This window comes from Leptospira licerasiae serovar Varillal str. VAR 010, from assembly GCF_000244755.1.
Classification (GTDB): domain Bacteria; phylum Spirochaetota; class Leptospiria; order Leptospirales; family Leptospiraceae; genus Leptospira_B; species Leptospira_B licerasiae.
Genome location: NZ_AHOO02000006.1, coordinates 271882 through 289079, shown reverse-complemented (window position 1 = coordinate 289079; position 17198 = coordinate 271882). Strand labels below are relative to the sequence as shown.

Annotated in this window: 19 protein-coding genes and 2 tRNA genes; 13 read left to right on the top strand and 8 right to left on the bottom strand. The window is 41.4% G+C overall.

Going from position 1 to position 17198, the window contains the following annotated elements; all coding sequences use genetic code 11:
- Window positions 1–15: 15 nt before the first annotated feature.
- From LEP1GSC185_RS09600 to LEP1GSC185_RS09590, 3 genes are read right to left on the bottom strand one after another with little or no spacing between them, the layout of a single operon-like run.
- Complete coding sequence (locus LEP1GSC185_RS09600) at window positions 16–948, bottom strand: SPFH domain-containing protein (protein WP_024863997.1); 933 nt, start codon at window positions 946–948, stop codon at window positions 16–18.
- The gene (locus tag LEP1GSC185_RS09595) at window positions 948–1883 is read right to left on the bottom strand and encodes an SPFH domain-containing protein (protein ID WP_008596626.1); all 936 of its coding nucleotides are present in this window, start codon (window positions 1881–1883) and stop codon (window positions 948–950) included. Before LEP1GSC185_RS09595 ends, LEP1GSC185_RS09600 begins: the two co-directional genes overlap by 1 nt.
- A gap of 32 nt (window positions 1884–1915) precedes the next feature.
- Complete coding sequence (locus tag LEP1GSC185_RS09590; RefSeq protein ID WP_024863998.1) at window positions 1916–2386, bottom strand: NfeD family protein; 471 nt, start codon at window positions 2384–2386, stop codon at window positions 1916–1918.
- A 71-nt stretch (window positions 2387–2457) separates the two neighbouring features.
- On the opposite strand from LEP1GSC185_RS09590, the gene LEP1GSC185_RS09585 reads away from it, so the two are divergent.
- The 6 genes from LEP1GSC185_RS09585 to fliM all read left to right on the top strand — a co-directional run bounded on the left by LEP1GSC185_RS09585 (window position 2458) and on the right by fliM (window position 7985).
- The gene (locus LEP1GSC185_RS09585) at window positions 2458–2895 is read left to right on the top strand and encodes a heme-binding domain-containing protein (protein ID WP_008590588.1); all 438 of its coding nucleotides are present in this window, start codon (window positions 2458–2460) and stop codon (window positions 2893–2895) included.
- Between the two features lie 18 nt (window positions 2896–2913).
- Window positions 2914–4335, top strand: coding sequence for an argininosuccinate lyase (gene argH / locus LEP1GSC185_RS09580; RefSeq protein WP_008591707.1), 1422 nt, complete (start codon window positions 2914–2916; stop codon window positions 4333–4335).
- On the top strand, window positions 4332–5234 hold the full coding sequence (locus tag LEP1GSC185_RS09575; RefSeq protein WP_008590922.1) for a peptidylprolyl isomerase: 903 nt from the start codon (window positions 4332–4334) through the stop codon (window positions 5232–5234). Before argH ends, LEP1GSC185_RS09575 begins: the two co-directional genes overlap by 4 nt.
- Window positions 5234–5842 carry a hypothetical protein gene (locus LEP1GSC185_RS09570; protein WP_008589517.1) on the top strand — a complete coding sequence of 203 codons (609 nt, stop codon included), beginning with the start codon at window positions 5234–5236 and terminating at the stop codon, window positions 5840–5842. The genes LEP1GSC185_RS09575 and LEP1GSC185_RS09570 overlap by 1 nt, the downstream gene beginning before the upstream one ends.
- Window positions 5843–5979: 137 nt before the next feature.
- Window positions 5980–6963, top strand: coding sequence for a hypothetical protein (locus LEP1GSC185_RS09565; RefSeq protein ID WP_008591228.1), 984 nt, complete (start codon window positions 5980–5982; stop codon window positions 6961–6963).
- Window positions 6960–7985 (top strand): flagellar motor switch protein FliM, encoded by a 1026-nt coding sequence (gene fliM, locus LEP1GSC185_RS09560; protein WP_008596585.1) that lies wholly within the window; start codon window positions 6960–6962, stop codon window positions 7983–7985. Before LEP1GSC185_RS09565 ends, fliM begins: the two co-directional genes overlap by 4 nt.
- A 114-nt stretch (window positions 7986–8099) precedes the next feature.
- Here the strand turns inward: fliM and LEP1GSC185_RS09555 are convergent, their stop codons facing one another.
- The gene (locus LEP1GSC185_RS09555) at window positions 8100–8318 is read right to left on the bottom strand and encodes a ferredoxin (protein WP_008589921.1); all 219 of its coding nucleotides are present in this window, start codon (window positions 8316–8318) and stop codon (window positions 8100–8102) included.
- A 255-nt stretch (window positions 8319–8573) separates the two neighbouring features.
- Here LEP1GSC185_RS09555 and lsa33 point away from each other — a divergent pair, with 255 nt between their 5' ends.
- A complete protein-coding gene (gene lsa33 / locus LEP1GSC185_RS09550; protein ID WP_008590342.1) occupies window positions 8574–9503 on the top strand; it encodes a surface adhesin Lsa33 in 930 nt (309 codons plus the stop codon).
- A gap of 55 nt (window positions 9504–9558) precedes the next feature.
- On the opposite strand, the gene LEP1GSC185_RS09545 is transcribed toward lsa33, so the two are convergent.
- Both LEP1GSC185_RS09545 and queF read right to left on the bottom strand, forming a co-directional pair.
- The gene (locus LEP1GSC185_RS09545; RefSeq protein ID WP_008591760.1) at window positions 9559–9822 is read right to left on the bottom strand and encodes a SemiSWEET transporter; all 264 of its coding nucleotides are present in this window, start codon (window positions 9820–9822) and stop codon (window positions 9559–9561) included.
- Window positions 9822–10235: a preQ(1) synthase gene (queF, locus tag LEP1GSC185_RS09540; RefSeq protein ID WP_008590312.1), complete on the bottom strand. Its 414-nt coding sequence runs from the start codon at window positions 10233–10235 to the stop codon at window positions 9822–9824. The genes LEP1GSC185_RS09545 and queF overlap by 1 nt, the downstream gene beginning before the upstream one ends.
- A 90-nt stretch (window positions 10236–10325) precedes the next feature.
- Here queF and guaA point away from each other — a divergent pair, with 90 nt between their 5' ends.
- Window positions 10326–12137, top strand: coding sequence for a glutamine-hydrolyzing GMP synthase (guaA, locus tag LEP1GSC185_RS09535; RefSeq protein WP_008591477.1), 1812 nt, complete (start codon window positions 10326–10328; stop codon window positions 12135–12137).
- Window positions 12138–12151: 14 nt separating this feature from the next.
- Here the strand turns inward: guaA and LEP1GSC185_RS09530 are convergent, their stop codons facing one another.
- On the bottom strand, window positions 12152–12610 hold the full coding sequence (locus tag LEP1GSC185_RS09530; RefSeq protein ID WP_008590125.1) for a DUF4505 family protein: 459 nt from the start codon (window positions 12608–12610) through the stop codon (window positions 12152–12154).
- 59 nt (window positions 12611–12669) lie between these two features.
- On the opposite strand from LEP1GSC185_RS09530, the gene LEP1GSC185_RS09525 reads away from it, so the two are divergent.
- Both LEP1GSC185_RS09525 and LEP1GSC185_RS09520 read left to right on the top strand, forming a co-directional pair.
- A tRNA-Cys gene (locus LEP1GSC185_RS09525) sits at window positions 12670–12740 on the top strand.
- A 17-nt stretch (window positions 12741–12757) separates the two neighbouring features.
- Window positions 12758–12844: transfer RNA gene (locus LEP1GSC185_RS09520), tRNA-Leu, on the top strand.
- A 2-nt stretch (window positions 12845–12846) separates the two neighbouring features.
- On the opposite strand, the gene LEP1GSC185_RS09515 is transcribed toward LEP1GSC185_RS09520, so the two are convergent.
- Window positions 12847–14817: an O-antigen ligase family protein gene (locus LEP1GSC185_RS09515; protein ID WP_008589462.1), complete on the bottom strand. Its 1971-nt coding sequence runs from the start codon at window positions 14815–14817 to the stop codon at window positions 12847–12849.
- Window positions 14818–14925: 108 nt separating this feature from the next.
- Here LEP1GSC185_RS09515 and LEP1GSC185_RS09510 point away from each other — a divergent pair, with 108 nt between their 5' ends.
- The 3 genes from LEP1GSC185_RS09510 to gmhA are packed head-to-tail and all read left to right on the top strand — an operon-like array spanning window position 14926 to window position 17196.
- Entirely contained in the window at window positions 14926–15825 is a 900-nt protein-coding gene (locus LEP1GSC185_RS09510; protein ID WP_008591015.1) for a glycosyltransferase family 2 protein, read from the top strand.
- Window position 15826: 1 nt separating this feature from the next.
- On the top strand, window positions 15827–16606 hold the full coding sequence (locus LEP1GSC185_RS09505) for an LBBP_01157 family protein (RefSeq protein WP_008590406.1): 780 nt from the start codon (window positions 15827–15829) through the stop codon (window positions 16604–16606).
- 2 nt (window positions 16607–16608) lie between these two features.
- Entirely contained in the window at window positions 16609–17196 is a 588-nt protein-coding gene (gene gmhA, locus LEP1GSC185_RS09500; RefSeq protein ID WP_008590434.1) for a D-sedoheptulose 7-phosphate isomerase, read from the top strand.
- Window positions 17197–17198: the final 2 nt, after the last annotated feature.

Sequence of the window (17198 nt, the reverse complement as noted above, 5' to 3'; positions counted from 1 at the left end):
GATACGATTTTGATCTTAAGCCTTTTTGTCCTCGCTTCCGAGTACAGACTTCATTACGGATTTAAAATTAGATAGGTTTAACGGAAGAACAAGTTCTGTTCCGTCCTGTCCTAATTTTTCCACCTCTTTGATAAATCTCTGAGCGATCCTAAGTTTAACCGCTTCTTTTCCACCTTTTGTTTTGATGGAAGACGCAAGTAGTTCAATACCCTTTGCAGTGGCGATTGCTATGGATTCAATTTCAGCAGCTTGTCCTTCCGCCTCATTGATCCTTTTTTGTTTTTCACCCTCGGACTTATTGATCGCTTCTTCTTTGATACCTAAGGAACGGTTGATCCTAGAATCTCTATCTCCTTCTGAAAGAGAGATCTGTGCCTTTTTGGTGATCTGTGCTTTTTTCTCTCTTTCCATCGCTTCAATAATGGATTTAGGAGGGGCAATGTTTACTATCTCATAACGATTTACCCGAACTCCCCAAGGTTCTCCCGCTTGGTCTAGAACTTCTAAAATTTTACTATTGATCACTTCTCTGGTCTCGAAGGTTGTATCCAGATCCATGGTCCCAATGATCGCTCTCATTGTAGTTTGTACAAGTTGGGTGACTGCGAATCTATAGTCTTCTATTCCATAACTTGCTTTTTGAGGATCAAGTACTCTTAAATACAAAATCCCATCCATCTCCACCTTAACGTTATCTTTTGTGATACAGGTTTGAGGAGGAACGTCGATCGCCTGCTCTTTTAGAGTATGATAATATGCATCATAATCTATAAATGGGATCAGAATATGGAACCCTGCATGGAGGGTCCTGCTGTATTTTCCGAGTCTTTCTACAATGATACATTCTTGAGCGGAAACGATTCTCAAAGAACGATAAAGTTTATACGCGAAGTAGAGTAAAAACCCGAGCCAAAATATCCATAAAAATACTGAAACAAACATTAGCATTACTCCTTCTCTGCATCCAATCCTGGGAATTTATTGGTTACCTTGGAGATACCTTCAAAGAAACCGACTACGTTTGCCATTTCCGTCGGAAGAACGGTGGTTTTTGCTTTTTCTAGGATGAGTCCTAATCCGGACAGATAATCCTCAGTGATCTGAAGATTGACCGCTTCTGGTCCTCCGTCGTTTCCGGTAGCTTCTGCGATCATTTGGATCCCTTTTGCTTTTGCTTGGGCGATAAACTCTATCTCTTTGGCTTTACCTTCCGCCTCGTTTACCTTTTTGATCTTTTCACCTTCGGAAAGGTTGATCGCTTCCTGTCTTTCTCCCATGGAACGATTGATACGAGAAACTTTCTCTCCTTCGGAGATAGTGATCTCTGCACGTTTTACACGTTCCGCTTTTACCTGTTCTTCCATTTCATGAAGGATTTCTTTAGGAGGAGAAATATTTTTGATCTCGTAACGGGTTACTTTAATTCCCCAAGGATCCGTTGCCTCGTCCAATGCGCGAACTACGTTTGCATTGATATCGTCTCTTTCCGAGAATGTATGGTCCAATACAAGTTTACCTATTTCGGAACGAAGAGTGGTTTGCGCCAACTGAATGGTAGCGTTTCGGAAGTTTTCGATCTCGTAAGAAGCCTTGTAAGCATCCATGACCCTGATGTACAGAATACCGTCCACCAAAATGGAAACGTTATCCTTAGTGATACAAGTCTGAGGAGGAATATCGATTGCGATCTCCTTTAAGAGTTGTTTGTATCTGATCTGGTCAATGATCGGAATGAGAAAATGAAAACCTGCGCCAAGCGCTCCACGGAAGACCCCAAGTCTTTCCACTACAAAACTGTAGGTTTGGGGAACCACAATGCAAGTCTTCATAATTAGGTAGATGACTGCTATAAAGATCAGCGTAAAAAATAGAAATGGGTCCATTTTGTTAGTTTCTAACTCCTATCCAATAATGATTAAATTTCAGGAAGCTCGATCGGCTCCACGACAAATGTCAGATTCTCTCTTTCTAAGATCCTGGCTCTTTTACCTGCCGGGATACGTTTGGATTTGCTGATCGCATCCCATTCGGTTCCTTGGAATACGACCCTGCCACCTTTCCTTTCTACAAGTATATCTTTGGAAACTAGAACGATCCTTCCGGGGCCTTCTTCGGACTTAAGAGTTGCCCTTTCCGAAGAAGAAGGAAAGAACTTCCTTAGAAAACTTCCTCCTACCCAAATTAGAATTCCTGAAAGTGCCGCCCAAACGATTGCCTGGGTCCAAAACCCTATTTCAAAAAAATAGGAAATACTTCCTACGATTGCCGCGGAAAGTCCTAAAAAAAATACGAATGTTCCTGGGACAAAAAGTTCGAGAATCATGAGAACGATCCCGGAGGCGATCCAAAGATAAGAGAGGTTATGTCCGTCTTGCAAAAAGTTCATGGTTTTAGGTAGAAGAAAGGGGAAAAATTCTATTTTCAAAAACATTCCCGTCCGTATTCTTAGCGGGAGTGATGAGAAAAATTTGGATCCGTTTCGGAATCGGACTGCTAGTCGTATTCCTTGCTCTTCAGTTAATCCCCGTCCAACCTCCGTTGGGAAAGAATGCTAATGAAATCAAAACGGAAGAACGCGTCAAAAAGATTTTTCGAAAGTCTTGTTATGACTGCCATTCGGACCTAGTACAATGGCCCTGGTATTCTAAGGTTTTTCCGGTTTCTTTATATATCTCGCATCATATAGAAGAAGGCCGGGAAGAATTGAATTTTTCCGAATGGGAAACCTTAAAGCCGGAAAAAAAGGCGGATCTAGCGGAAGAAATACTAGAGGAAATCGAAGAAGGAAATATGCCGCCCAAGGATTATATATTCCTGCATCCTAACTCAAAACTGGATCCGGAAGAAATAGAGGTCCTAAGAGATTGGCTCCAGACATTTGCGGAAAATCAATAAGGCATTTAAATCATTTTAATGAATACACCTGAGGACAAGAACTCTAAACTTTGGGGGGGAAGATTTAAAGAAAAAGCTTCTTCCATCATGGAAAGGATAGGAGAATCCATATCCTTCGACCAAAAATTGTACAAAGAAGATCTAGAAGGAAGTAGGGCTCACGCTAAGATGCTTGCAAAGATGGGCATCTTAAATTCCACAGAATTAAAAGACATACTAGACGGATTAAATCAGGTAGAAGAAGAAATCGAATCCGGAAATTTCAAATTCAGTTCCGAGCTGGAAGATATTCACATGCATGTGGAATCCAGACTTACGGAATTGAAAGGAGAAGTGGGAAAAAAATTACATACGGCTAGGTCGAGAAATGATCAGGTCTCGCAAGACACAAGGCTTTATGTAAGAAATCGTATCCAAGAAATTATCCTCCGTTTGGATTCTTTGAGAGAGGCACTTTACGAACAGGCTTCTAAAAATATAGATACGATTATTCCGGGATATACTCATCTGCAAGTCGCTCAACCGATCAGAGCCTCTCACTTTTTATTGGCCTATTTTTGGATGTTCACTCGTGATCTGGAGTTTTTCGAATTCGCCCAAAAGACTGCGAACATTCTTGTTTTAGGTTCCGGTGCAATGGCTGGAGTGAATTACCAAAACGACAGGGAGTTTTTGGCCTCTGAACTAAAAGTGGATTCTATTTCTCCCAATAGTATGGATGGAGTTTCGAATAGAGATCATCTTCTCCAATTTTTATTCGCCGCAGTACAAACAATGTCCCATGCATCTCGGTTTTGTGAGGATATCGTACTTTATTCTTCTCAGGAATTCGGTCTGGTAAAACTACCAGATTCACTCACTACCGGATCTTCTATCATGCCCCAGAAAAAAAATCCGGATATCGCCGAGCTCATTCGAGGAAAATCCGCAAGAGTTGCGGGTAACTTAAATCATCTAATCGGGCTCTTAAAGGGATTGCCTCTTACCTACAATCGTGATTTACAAGAAGACAAGTTAGCCGTTTTTGATGCGGTGGAAACAGTTCTTTTAAGTCTGGAAGGTTTAGAAGCCATGGTATCCGAAATGCAGTTCAGACCGGAAAGAGGAGAAAGATCCCTGAAAGAAGGATTTGCAACTGCGACAGATCTAGCCGACTTTTTGGTGGGAGAAAAAAAAGTCCCATTCAGAACAGCTCACGAATTAGTGGGAAGGCTTGTCTCCGAATGTGTGGAAAGAAAAGAGAATTTATTCACAATTGGCGAAGAGATTCGAAAAGGAATTTCACCTTTTTTTGCGGGAGATGAATATTCCAAAGCGGTGAGTCTGGAGTTATCTACGGATAAAAAGTCTAGCTATGGTGGAACTTCCAGAACTAGACAGTTAGAACAATTAGAACTTGCAAAACAATCTATCAACTCAATCCAAAGGAATACGAAATGAATTATCCGAATGTAAGATCGAATTCTAAGCTCCGAATTTTAGGCGCCTTAGTATCGTTTACGATTTTATTATTTTCTTTTGCCTGTAAGGCAAACCCATATGCGGAACAAAGATATGTTCCGGAGGCATATAGCCCTGTAGACGTAGTAGTTAGAAAAGAAGAAAAACCTCGCGTCGTACTTCCGGAAAAACCTGCGATCTATGCCTTGATCGAAACCACCCAAGGTAATATGCTTTTTGAATTGTACGATAAGGATGCTTCTAAAACGGTCCAAAACTTCATAGATCTGGCACAAGGAGAGAAAGAATTTACTCTTCGTAACGGACAACCCCAAAAAAGACCGTTCTATGATGGATTAACATTTCATAGAGTGATCGAAGGTTTTATGATCCAAGGTGGATGTCCATATGGAGACGGTTCAGGAACTCCCGGATACAGATTTGCTGATGAGATCAATGCGGCGAGTTTAGGCCTAGACCAGATAAAAATAGGACAGTCCCAATATTATACAGGTTATTTATACAGATACATTGGCGGAGAACTTGGAATTCGCAGCCAAAGAGAGGCGGACGAAAGAAGAGAAGAACTAGAAAGTAATTTAGAGAAGGCCAAAAATCTTTCCGTCATGGAAGTCCTATATCGATTAGGGTATCGTTATAATAATGTTGTGAAGAGTAAAAAGGCAATTAAAGGTGCATTGGCAATGGCAAACGCTGGACCGAACACAAACGGTTCTCAGTTTTTCATCAACCAAGTGGACACCCCTCATTTGGACGGCTTGCATACGGTTTTTGGACAGATCGTCCAAGGCTCGGAAGTAGTAGATAAGATCATCGCATCCGGAAACGGAAAAACTACCATCCGTAAAGTATCCATCTACGATAAGAGGGCAAAATAATGAGCACTTCCCTGGACCAAAATCCTATCTTTCTTTCGGTGGCCCGAGAGATACAAGGCTCTGGGTCCACGGGAAGAATATTAGAAAAACTTTCCGGATTGGAGGTGGACGATTCCAATGGTGGAGAAATGTTCCCAGAGATCCGGAACAAAAAAGATACTGCCTGGGACTTCTGCTCGGTAGTTTCATTGGTAAGGCTGATCCAACAAAACAGGCAGTCCGTCAGCCATTCATACGAAGAAGCGATGGCTCGTTATAGTAAGGTAAACAACTTAACCGCAAAACGAAAAGCGAATGAAGAAGAAGTCCGACTCAAACAAACTCTCACCGACTATATCTTAAAAATAGAATCCAATTTCGAAAAGAACGATAGGGCGGACGAATCCATCTTCAAAGAGATCACAAGGTTTTTCGACAGTTTGGAATCTGCGGAAAAACTCTCCGAATCCAATATTTCCAGTTTGAACTTATCCCCTAAGTCCGTGACCCAAATCGGACCAATCCTGGAAAAATACGAGGAATGTTACCAGGAATATAGTAAGCTTAAGCCTGTACTTGGGAGACTGATCCGGATCGCAGACTATATTATAGAAGATGCGGAAGGCTGAAAGTCCGGTTTCCTATAGATTTTCCCGTATTTTTTAGTAGGTTTTGTCTCTTTTTGCCGAAATCTAAAATGTAGAGCTGACTGCTCCTTCTCTAGGTCCGAATTATCGAAACCTGGAACCGGGATTGAAATTTTAGAATGAAACGAATTCTGATCATATTGATTCTTCTGAGCGCATTTGGTCTCGGATCTTATCCGAGCAGAAATGCAAGGGGAGAAGTTTCCGAAAATTATATCCAAGCCCAAGGCATTGTGGATATCAAACTTCCTAAAATGCAGTTCCGAGAGAAGGAACCGATCTCTGCATTACTTTCCGTTAGAAACACTGGGAACGAGGTTCTTAGGATCTTTCCATATGGAAAAGATCTACGCTCCTTCCAAGTGATCGTAAGAGATGAAGACGGAAGAACTGTCACAAGAATTGAAGAAGAAAGAAAACAAGATCCGGTCTTAAAAAGAAGGAATAAAGTAGAAAATCTTGTGGGAGACGAGGTCAAGGAGATCATTCTTCACAAAGATGAGACATTCTCCAAAGAGATCCGGATAGACCATTTATACGAGTTGGAACCTGGTAAAAAATATTTCGTAACCGCTTACTTCTATCCTAATATCTCCGAATATGGGGACCATTTTGTAAGATCAGAAAGCCACCCATATTTCAGTGTAGAAGAGCGTAAAAAAGATTGGGTACTTCCCGGAGTTCCTTACCAAGATCCTTCTACCGACGGATTGGAACCAGAAGAAGTGATCCATCTATTTCTAGGCGCTGAAAAAAAGAAAAACTGGAAGCTCCATTTCAAATGGATCCATTTCCCTGAATATATACAAGCATACGACAGATTTGCCAGAGATTGGCAACAATCGGAAGAAGCGGAAAAAGATTTTGTACTGGAAGAATTCAGAAATTATCTAACGGAAAACAGATCCGGCGTGTTACAATACTATAAGATCCTGGGAACGGAGAAGGTGAGTTCCAATCTTTCCAAAGTTAGAGTTGCTGTGGAAAGAAGAGTGAATAAGGTCCCTGTTCGATATGAATACGAATTTACTTTAAGAAGAATGCCGGAAGAAAACGGAATGTTTTGGAAAGTGGCTAATCTATTAGCGAAGGTAAGAAAATGACCGAGATATTATCCCAAGACGAGATAGACGCATTATTAAACGCGATCTCCAGTGGAGAGGTGGCGGAGGACGAATATTCTTCCGTAGGGGAACAGAAGAAGGTCAAAATTTACGACTTCAAACGTCCGGATAAATTCTCTAAAGACCAAATCCGTACTCTACAAATGATGCACGAGACATTCGCTCGTTTGGCAACGACCGGACTTTTCGCTCAGCTGCGAGCTTTGGTCCACGTTCACGTTGCAGCTGTGGATCAGTTGACGTACGAAGAATTTATTCGATCTATTCCGAATCCGACCACACTTGCAGTGATCAACATGGACCCACTCAGAGGTTCTGCAATTTTAGAAATCGATCCTTCCATCTCATTTACCATCATTGATCGTCTATTCGGCGGTAAGGGAGAGACTGCAAAAATCTCCCGAGAACTTTCCGAGATTGAGATGAGCGTAATGGAAGGTATTATCGTTCGTATTTTAGGGAACATGAGAGAGGCCTGGTCCACAGTGATCGACCTTAGACCTCGTTTGGGAAACATAGAAACAAACCCTCAGTTCGCTCAGGTTGTACCACCGAACGACATGGTGGTTTTGATCAACTTAGAAACCAAGATCGGAGAGGTAGAAGGTTTGACCAACCTTTGTATCCCTTATATCACGATCGAACCTATCATCAATAAACTCTCCGCCCAGTACTGGTATTCTTCCATTCGTAAAGGTGAGTTGGACGAGAACAGAGCGATCATCCAAGAACGTTTGGATCAGGTGCAAATTCCCGTGATCGCCGAAGTCGGTTCAGTCGATATTTCCATTTTGGACTTTATGAACTTAACCGTGGGCGACGTCGTGAAATTAGAAAACACCACTACCAGATCGGATATGCTTGTAAAAGTAGGGGAACGCAAGAAGTTTAAATGCCTTCCAGGTCGTGTAGGAAATAGGCTCGCTATCCAGATCGGAGATAGAGTAGAAGATATTCCGGACGAATTACTAGGGTCAACTAGATCGGAACAGGAATATTGACCTTAAATCAGCAACGGAAATTTTTGATCCAGATCAAGAGTCCAAGCAAGGCATAAAAAAAACGGGAAAAATTCCCGCTTTTGCTTTTTACAGAACTTAGAAATCGGAAAACGATTACTTTCTCCAGTGAATACATTCACCGGGACATTCATCCATCTCTTTCTGAACTGTTTTCCAATCCTCTTCTGGGATCGGAGCTTGGTTTACGTTCTCTCCTCCGATATGAGTTTCGGAAGTATCGTTATCGTCCATTTGAAAGTACTTAGGTAGATTGTCTGCACACTGGTTGCAAGAAGTACAGTTGTCCTTATCTACGTAGGCTATTTTGGTCATTCTGTCACTCCTTTGGAACTTTTTAGTTCTTCTATTTGGCGGTCTAGGGCTACAATTTCTAGACTGGGGCTATGGCGCAATACCTTTTCCTTTTAGATTGAGCCACTGATTGCCAGTCTCAATGGAATTTGAGGCCTTACGTAAATTAGACAAGCCAAGTCCCGAATAATTCAATTGATCTGAGTAAAAATGTGGACGGAAATTTCTTTCATCGATATTCTTCCTAAACCTAATCCAAGGGAGAATCAGAACTAAATGAAACGGATTGCCATAACCTTCTTTCTGGCCCTCAGCATTGTATTTGTAGATTGTAAGAAAGCCAAAGAAGATCTCCAAGGTGGAGTGATCACATTCACCAAAGGAACAGTAAAAATTTTCGATAAGGCTGGGAAAGAAAAACCTGTATCCATCGATACTTTCCTATTACCGGAAGATAAGATAGAAACCGGAAAGGACTCTTATGCGGACCTTCAATTGACTGAAGGAGTTCTTGTCAGGATCAAAGAAAACACAAGCCTTACTTTAAAGAAAATTTTTATAGATTCCGCGAATGGGGAAACCTTCGCAGACATGGGCCTGACCAAGGGAAAGGTTTTTACCAAAGTTGCTAATAAGCTTACCAAAACTTCCAAGTTCACCGTTTCTACTCCGACTGTCGTAGCTTCCGTTCGAGGAACCGAGTTCATTGTAGAAGAGACAGGTAAAGGAACAAGTACCAGAGTCTCCGACGGATCGGTTGAAGTTGCAGACGCGGATAATCCTGAAAACCAAGCAGTGGCGGATGCGGGAAAAGAAGTTAGCTCCGACGGAAATACGTTCAAAGAAGAGCCTTTGACCGAAGACGAGATCCAAGAGCTAAAGGATGATTCCGCTACCATCCAATCCATTACGGAAGAACAAAGAGCGCGTATCCAAGAGATCCTGAAAGATTTCCAAGAAAATAAAGCACGTATCCTACAAGGACTCGAAGAGCAAAAACAAAGAAATAGGGAACTGATAGAAGGCGCAAAAGAAGAAAACCGTAAACTTCTAGAAGAGGCTAAGAGTGCCGGAAAAGAAGAAAAAGAGGCTATCCAGAAAGCAGGAAAAGAAGAGAAGGAAAAAGTAAAATCTTCTATGGATGACGCTAAAAAAGAATTAGAGAACCAGCGTAAGTCTTTAAAAGACCAAGCCGCTCCTAAATAATTCCGATTTCCATTCTAAAAGAACAAGAGGCCGTTTCCGAAAGGAAGCGGCTTTTTTATTCTTCTTCTTTGGAACGAAGTTTGTACCAGAGAATTGTGGTGGTGAAAATTAAAGTGAATGCGTTCGCTAGAATGATCGGGAAATCATTTTTTAATACCCCATAACAAAGCCAGAAAAACACTCCCACGGAAAGTACAAGATACATGTTCCTGGAAATATCCCTGGTCCTTTTTTCCAAGATCACTTTGATGAGCTGGGGAAGAAACGCCAGAGTGGTCAGAGTACAAGCAATAAATCCAAGTAAGGAAATCGGATCCATCATTTGCTTGTATACTCTCTTGTGACTATAGTCTTGATCCCACCTCTTAGGTTATAATCTCCCTTGACCTTGATATATTTTGGATCTACGGATTGGATCAGATCTTCTAAGATCCGATTTACCACATTCTCATGAAAGATCCCTAGGTTCCTGTAGGCGAGAATATACTCTTTCAGGGATTTTAACTCAATACATTTAGCCTTCGGTATATAACTGATCTCTATCACCCCGAAATCAGGCAGTCCTGTCTTAGGACATACAGCGGTGAATTCTGGAATGGTAAAATCGATTGTGTAATCCTTACCTTCGTACACATTGGCGAAAGATTCTATCTCGGGAAGTTTCAGACTGGGGATATGGTCCTGTCTTCCCTCATAAGTGGAAATTCCGATCGACTCTTGTTGATGGCTCATGATTCCCTCTTTACAACCAGAGTTTTCCGGACTTTGTCTCTGGGAATCTTTTTACATCTCACATAAAGGAAACGTTAAGGATACCTTGGAATGAAGCACCAAAATGTAATTGGGATCGTGGATTTTGGAGGGCAGTATGCCCATTTGATCGCATCCAGAATTCGTCGTTTGGGGGCCTATTCCGAAATTTTAAGCAACGACGAACCTCTCGAAACGTATTCCAAACTTTCAGGCATCATTCTTTCCGGAGGACCGGAAAGCGTATATGAACCAGATTCTCCTTCTTTACCGGTAGAAGTTTTAAAACTCGGAATTCCTGTTTTAGGGATTTGCTACGGCCACCAACTCATGATGAAACTTTTGGGCGGAGAAGTCAAAAAAGCGGGCATAGCGGAATACGGAAGAGCTGCTTTGGATTTTATCGATACATCCAAAACACAATTACTCAAAGGTTTCCAAGGTGGAGAAGTCGCCTGGATGAGCCATGGGGACGAGGTGACACGTTTGCCCTCCGGTTTTACTAAAACTGCTTCTAGCCAAGATTGTGAATATGCGGTGGTGGAAAATCCGACCCAAAAATGGTTCGGGATACAACTCCATCCGGAAGTCACTCATACGGAGAAAGGCTCCGTTCTTTTAGAAAACTTCGTAAAAATTTCGGGGGCAGAAGGCACCTGGGATTTAAAACAATTCTTGGACCTAAAAGAGAAGGAACTACATTCTATCGTTCCTGCAGACAAAAAGATCTTCTTACTCGTATCCGGAGGAGTGGATTCCACTGTTTCGTATCTTCTCCTTTCCAGAGCTTTGGGAAAAGAAAGAGTTAAAGGTGTTCTAATCGATACAGGTTTTATGAGAAAGAGCGAGGTCTCAGACCTACAAGAAAAACTTTCTCCCCAAGGGATCCAGTTGCACGTTCATGATTCTTCCGAACTTTTTTATTCCAGCTTAAAAGGAAAAAAAGATCCGGAAGAAAAACGTAAAATTGTAGGAAATCTATTCCTGCAAGCCCAAGCGGATTGTGCTAAAAGTTTAGGACTGAACGCAGACGAATGGTTGCTTGGACAAGGAACCATTTATCCGGACACGATCGAAAGCGGTGGAACAAAACATTCTCATACGATCAAGACCCATCATAATAGGGTAGAAGCTATCCAGAAACTGATGGAAGAAGGAAAGGTAGTAGAGCCTATCAAGGATCTATACAAAGACGAGGTTCGAGAACTTGGAAATTACTTGGGACTTCCAAAAGAATGGACCGGAAGACATCCTTTCCCAGGACCAGGACTTGTAGTCCGAATGATCGCCCAAGAAAAACCGATCGAAGAATCCGTTCAAAAAAAATTGGATGAACTAGTCGGTTCGGATAAATCTCTGCAAGCAAAACTTCTTCCTGTAGCCTCCGTGGGAGTCAAAGGGGACCAGAGATCTTATGCACATTGCGCTGCGATTTGTGGAGATAAAACTTGGGACGAGTTGGATAAAATTTCCACAGCGATCACGAACCAAATTTCTTCCGTAAATCGAGTCGTTCTATTCCTTGGAAAATCCGAAGCATTTTCCAAGGCAAACTTTCAATTCCAAACAATCGACTTGGACAAAAAAGATTCCGATATCTTGAGAGAAGCTGATGCAGCAGTGGAGAAGATACTACAAAAAAGAAAGATCTACGATCAGATATGGCAAATGCCAGTGGTACTTCTTCCTTTAGGCTCCGAATCTGGGAAAAGAAGTATCGTTCTTAGACCTGTGGATTCCCAAGAAGCAATGACAGCGAGTTTTTTTAGATTGGAAAAAGATGTTTTGGATGAATTGGTCTCGGAAGTTCTGAAAATTCCCCAAATAGAGTATCTATTTTTCGATCTCACAAATAAACCACCCGGCACAATTGAGTGGGAATAAATTCCACTCGGAGTTTAAACCAAATCGGAAGGATTAGCCGGATCGAATTTCGGAATCAGGAAATTTTTCCCATTCCAGATCAGATTCCAATTTTCAGGACTTTCTCTCCATTCTAACTCCGGATCTAAAAGGACTTCGGTAGAGATCCTTCCCCAGATCTCATTTTGAAAAGGGTGGAGTAGATTTCCGAAAAGATCGAATTTCAAATTTTCAGGCTGGAATAAGGTCCCTTTTTCTCCTCCGTAATAGAGTTTATCACCAATTCTATGTTTAAATAGTACCGGATAATGTTCCGTTTGCACAAAATTCATTTCTTTTCCGCAAGGAGAGATATATGCATATTCTGGATATTTGCCGGTCTGGTTTTTTTCTAGATGAGTGAAAAAGAAGTCTAAAAATTTTTTATCCGTCAGCTCGGAATTTTCGTGGAATAGTCTGCCGCTTGCGTCAATTCGATAGAAATAGATCCTCAAAGTCTTTCCTCCACTTTTCTATTGACACCTTGCCTATCCGCAAAATCATACCTCATATCGGCGTCGTGGCCAAGTGGTAAGGCATGGCTCTGCAAAAGCTTGATCCCCGGTTCGAATCCGGGCGACGCCTGGCAGAGTCTCTAAAACGCCTGGATGGTGGAATCGGTAGACACCCAGGACTTAAAATCCTGTGAGTTCACGCTCGTGCGGGTTCAAGTCCCGCTCCAGGTACCAACTTACTCTGATCTAAAATCGCAAAGGTCTCCTAAATCTAAAACTGGGAGATCCATTTGTTTTGAGACATCAAATCCCCCAAATCGGATCTTAAAACTCCTGAAAAATACGATATCCGGAAAGATCGTAATTTTAGAGAGTCCCATTGTCTCTTTCCAAACGAAGGAATTCCAACCAGGTTTTAGATCTAACTCATAAGTCCCTAAATCATATTTTCGATGAGACCAATAGAGTTTATCCTCATCGAATGATTCTTCCGAAAATACAGTAACCTTGATCTTATGCGGCGGATTTTTCCAATCAGAAGAAATATAGATCCCAAAAGAATAATCCTCTTCTCTTAATTTTGCCGGGTTTGGGTATCTATGAGTGAGACAACCTTCGACTGAAAATTCGGAATTTCCTTCCGAGCTAGATACTTGGATATTTTCTGAAATTCTTCTTTTTCTTTCTTCCGCTTGGTTTCTAAAAGGAAGGAGGCGCCTTTCTATTTTTTTAGCGAGCGGGGAAGAAGAAGCAAAAACCTGTCTTCCATACGCAAGCTCCGGTGGGATAGAAAGTCTCCAGATCCAAAAAGAAGTATTAAGCAAGAAGGTGAGTGATAGAAAGATAGTAGAAGCTATAGAAAATTTAGAAGAAGTTTCCTTCTCTCTTCCCCAAAGTAGCCCGGCTAAAACAAAGAATGGAAGTGCAACCTCGTCGTCCAAAAGATAACATTGGAAAAAACCGGCTACCCAGATAAATCCAACTCCGACTAAAGGAAAATTCCCATCTTCTAAACTGGCAGAAGAGATCTTCCTAAATAAAAGATAAAAAAATCCGATCCATAGAATTCCGGAAATCCAACCACCTACGATCGCAAATTCTAAAATATCATTATGAGCATGTTTGTTTGGAGTAATAAATAGCTCGTACCAAAGTTGTTCATTTTTTTCGATAAACGATTTAGAAACTTCCGAACTGGTTTCCTTGAACCTACCGCCTCCCGTTCCAAAGACCGGATTTTCCGAGAGTAACGGAAGGCTAAGTTTATAGATCCAATATCTTTGGTTCTCAGGCGTCTGGATCTCAGTGAGTTGGGCAAGGGTTCTTTGTAATAGCCAATTCTTTTGGTAAAAGAACCGAAATGTTCCGCCGAGTGCAATAAAAAGTGCGATAACGATTGAAACTCTTACAAAGGTGATCTTAGGAAATTTTCCTGAAAAATCTTTCCATCGGCTCAAAATAAAATAAACAGTGACTGCAAAAACTCCGAGCCAAGCAGATTTACTTTGGTTGAGTAGAAATACCCAAAGTGCAAACAGAAGGAGAATACCTAATCCTAGGCTGCGTTTTAGATCCTTCTCCCTTATCTTTTGTAATACAAGAAGCGAAACACCCGGAATATAAAAAGAAATCAATCCACCATAGGTTAAATGAGTATTCATTAGCCCGATCGGAAGATAAGTCTCCAGGCCGAAAAGTGGTCCTGCAGGATGTTGTCTTCTGTCTCCCGGAGCAGGAGTAAAACCGTTGGAGATAAATTTTCCAAGTCTATATTCGCTGAAAACGGAGGCGATCCCAGAGATCAAAACGAGCAAAAACGAGATCCAAATATATTTATAGATCAGACTCCTATTCTTTTTGTCTGAGGAATGTACTGCCGTGATCGGAAACAGGATCGAAAGCCAAAAATCCCCAGCTTCCGATTGTTTTGTGAACGTTTTCCAAAAATTGGAATATTCTTCCCAATGGTATAAAGAGGAAACGAATACGAGAGTATAGGCCCCTAAAATGAATCCCCAAGGTAAAAGGTAAGATTTGATTTTTTGGAAATTCTCCTTCGGAGAGAAAATAAAACAGAAAATGCTTAAACCCGCAAATACTTGCGATGCAGAAACGGAAAGCGGAAATGCTATTAAAAATAATAATAAGGAATAGAATGAGATCCTACCAGAGGTCACGGAAATTCGAGTAAAGAAGCTGGGTTTCACCGGTCCCCAGACTTTCCTTTTCCTCTCAGATTTCCAGAAAAAACCGCTGACAAAGAAGGAAAACCTCCTATTTTAGGAATTCATTCGCTTCCGGCGATATCCGAATATATGGCAGAATCCGTTAAAACCAAGGAACCTTCTTCCTCAAAAAAAAAGAAATCCAAACAAAAACCTCCTCTCAGTAGAAACGAGGTCCGGGAAAGATTCCTAAAAAAACTTTCAGTTGCGATCATTACTTATAATGAAGAAGCGAATATCGGGGACTGCATTAAATCATGCAGAGACATTGCGGACGAGATAATCGTTTTAGATTCAAATAGTACGGATAAGACCAAAGAGATTAGTGAGTCCTTTCCCGAAGTAAAGTTTTCCTCACAAAATTTTAAGGGACATGTAGAACAGAAGAATGATGCGATCTCTCTCTGTAAGAACGAATGGATCCTATCCCTGGATGCCGACGAACGTCTGAGCGAAGAGCTTAAGGATTCTCTTAGAACATTTTTGGAAAGTCCCGAAGATCCTTCCTTGAACGGACTCAAAGTTTCCAGACTTACGTTTCATATGGGAAGGTTTATCCGTTTCTCCGGATGGTATCCTCAGACCAAATATCGTATTATCCGAAAATCCAAGTCAACATGGACCGGAGAAAATCCTCACGACTATTTGGTAGTAGAGGGAAAAGGTAAAAAGATAAAAGGGGATATCCTGCACTATAGTTTTGCGGACCTTTCACAACAAGTGGATACTATTAATAAGTTCTCTTCTATCGTTTCCTGGACCCGTTGGAAGAAGAATAAAAACTTTTCCCTGGCTCGCACGATCATCAAACCTTTCGGAAAATTCGTAGAGATCTACTTTTTCAAACTTGGGTTCTTGGACGGATTTCCTGGATTTACGATCGCCATATCTTCCGCATATTCCACTTTTCTAAAAGAAGCAAAGGTCTACGAATTAGGGAAAAAATTGATAGAACGCCCTTCTAATCTCCGAAAAGATTACGGGAAATAAAATGGCCAAGGGCAAACAAAAATCAGGTTTTTGGAATAAACTCTTTTTCTGGAGAAAGAAAAAGACAGTCTCTACTGGATCCGAAAAGGAACCGGTTAGAGAGAGTCGCGGTTATACTTGGGAGCTAAAAGACCTGAGGGAAAAAGCGGACCGCTTTTTTGTGACCCGTAAAAAACCTTCCGGTATTGTTTTCGAAAGTCCGGCCCTAAAACTGACTAAAAATAACCGCAATCTATTTCGTTTAGAGGGTAAGGAAAAATCCGGAAGAGAATATTCCTTAGTAGTCTCTACAGGCAACTATCTAACGGAGCAAGGCGGAAAGATCAGTGGAGTGATTTTTTTAGGAGAAGCGGACTTAAACAGACTTTTGAGCGGAGATCATAAGAGTCTAAAAAGTATCTTATCCGGAATTAACACCCCGAATTGGGATGAGGAATCTTGGGCGGTATTGCAAGAAGAACCGGATCTAAAACGTTCAGTTGATTCTTGGAAAGAGATCTTGAGTTGGGAACCGATTTGGAAGCAGCAAATATTGATCAATCTCAGGCCGAGCACAATCGCAGTATTATTGGTATTTTTAGGAAAAGAATTCGAGGATGTTTTCCAGGCGAATTCTTCCGAGAGAGTGAAACAGATCGTTTCTAAAGAACTTTACTTTTTGAATGTAAGCGGAAACAGGAATTCTCCGCATTCCGAAAATTTGACACTGTATGAATTCGATTCCGCCAAACGGGACTTTGAATTTGTGCTCAACAAAATTCGGTCTAAAAAGGATAAATGAGAATGAACTTAAAAGAGATTGCATCCAAACAGATCCAGGACTCCATCGAGACCAAAAAAGCGGTATTGGATACACTACTTCCGGGGATCGAAGAAGCAGGAAAACTCGCTTCAGAAGTATTAAAAAAAGGGAATACAATTCTATTTTGTGGAAACGGCGGTTCTTCTTGTGACGCTTCTCATATCGCAGCGGAACTCGTGGTACGATACAAATCCGGGAACGAAAGAAGAGCACTTCCTGCATTGGCATTGAATGCAGACTCGGCGGTTCTGACAGCTTGTTCCAATGATTATGGATACGAGTTTGTGTTTTCTCGTCAGGTGGAAGCTTTTGGAAAACCGGGAGATCTTTTGGTTGGACTTTCTACAAGCGGGAATTCTAAAAACGTGATCGCAGCAATGGAGTCTGCAAAAAAGATCGGGATGAAAACGATCTCTTTTTTAGGCGGAGACGGCGGAAAGATGAAGGGTATGGCGGATCTGGATCTGATCATTCCCAGAAAAGAAACTGCACGTATCCAAGAATCTCATATCTTGATCGGTCATATCCTTTGTTCGATCGTAGAATACGAACTTTTTCAGTTAGGATAAAA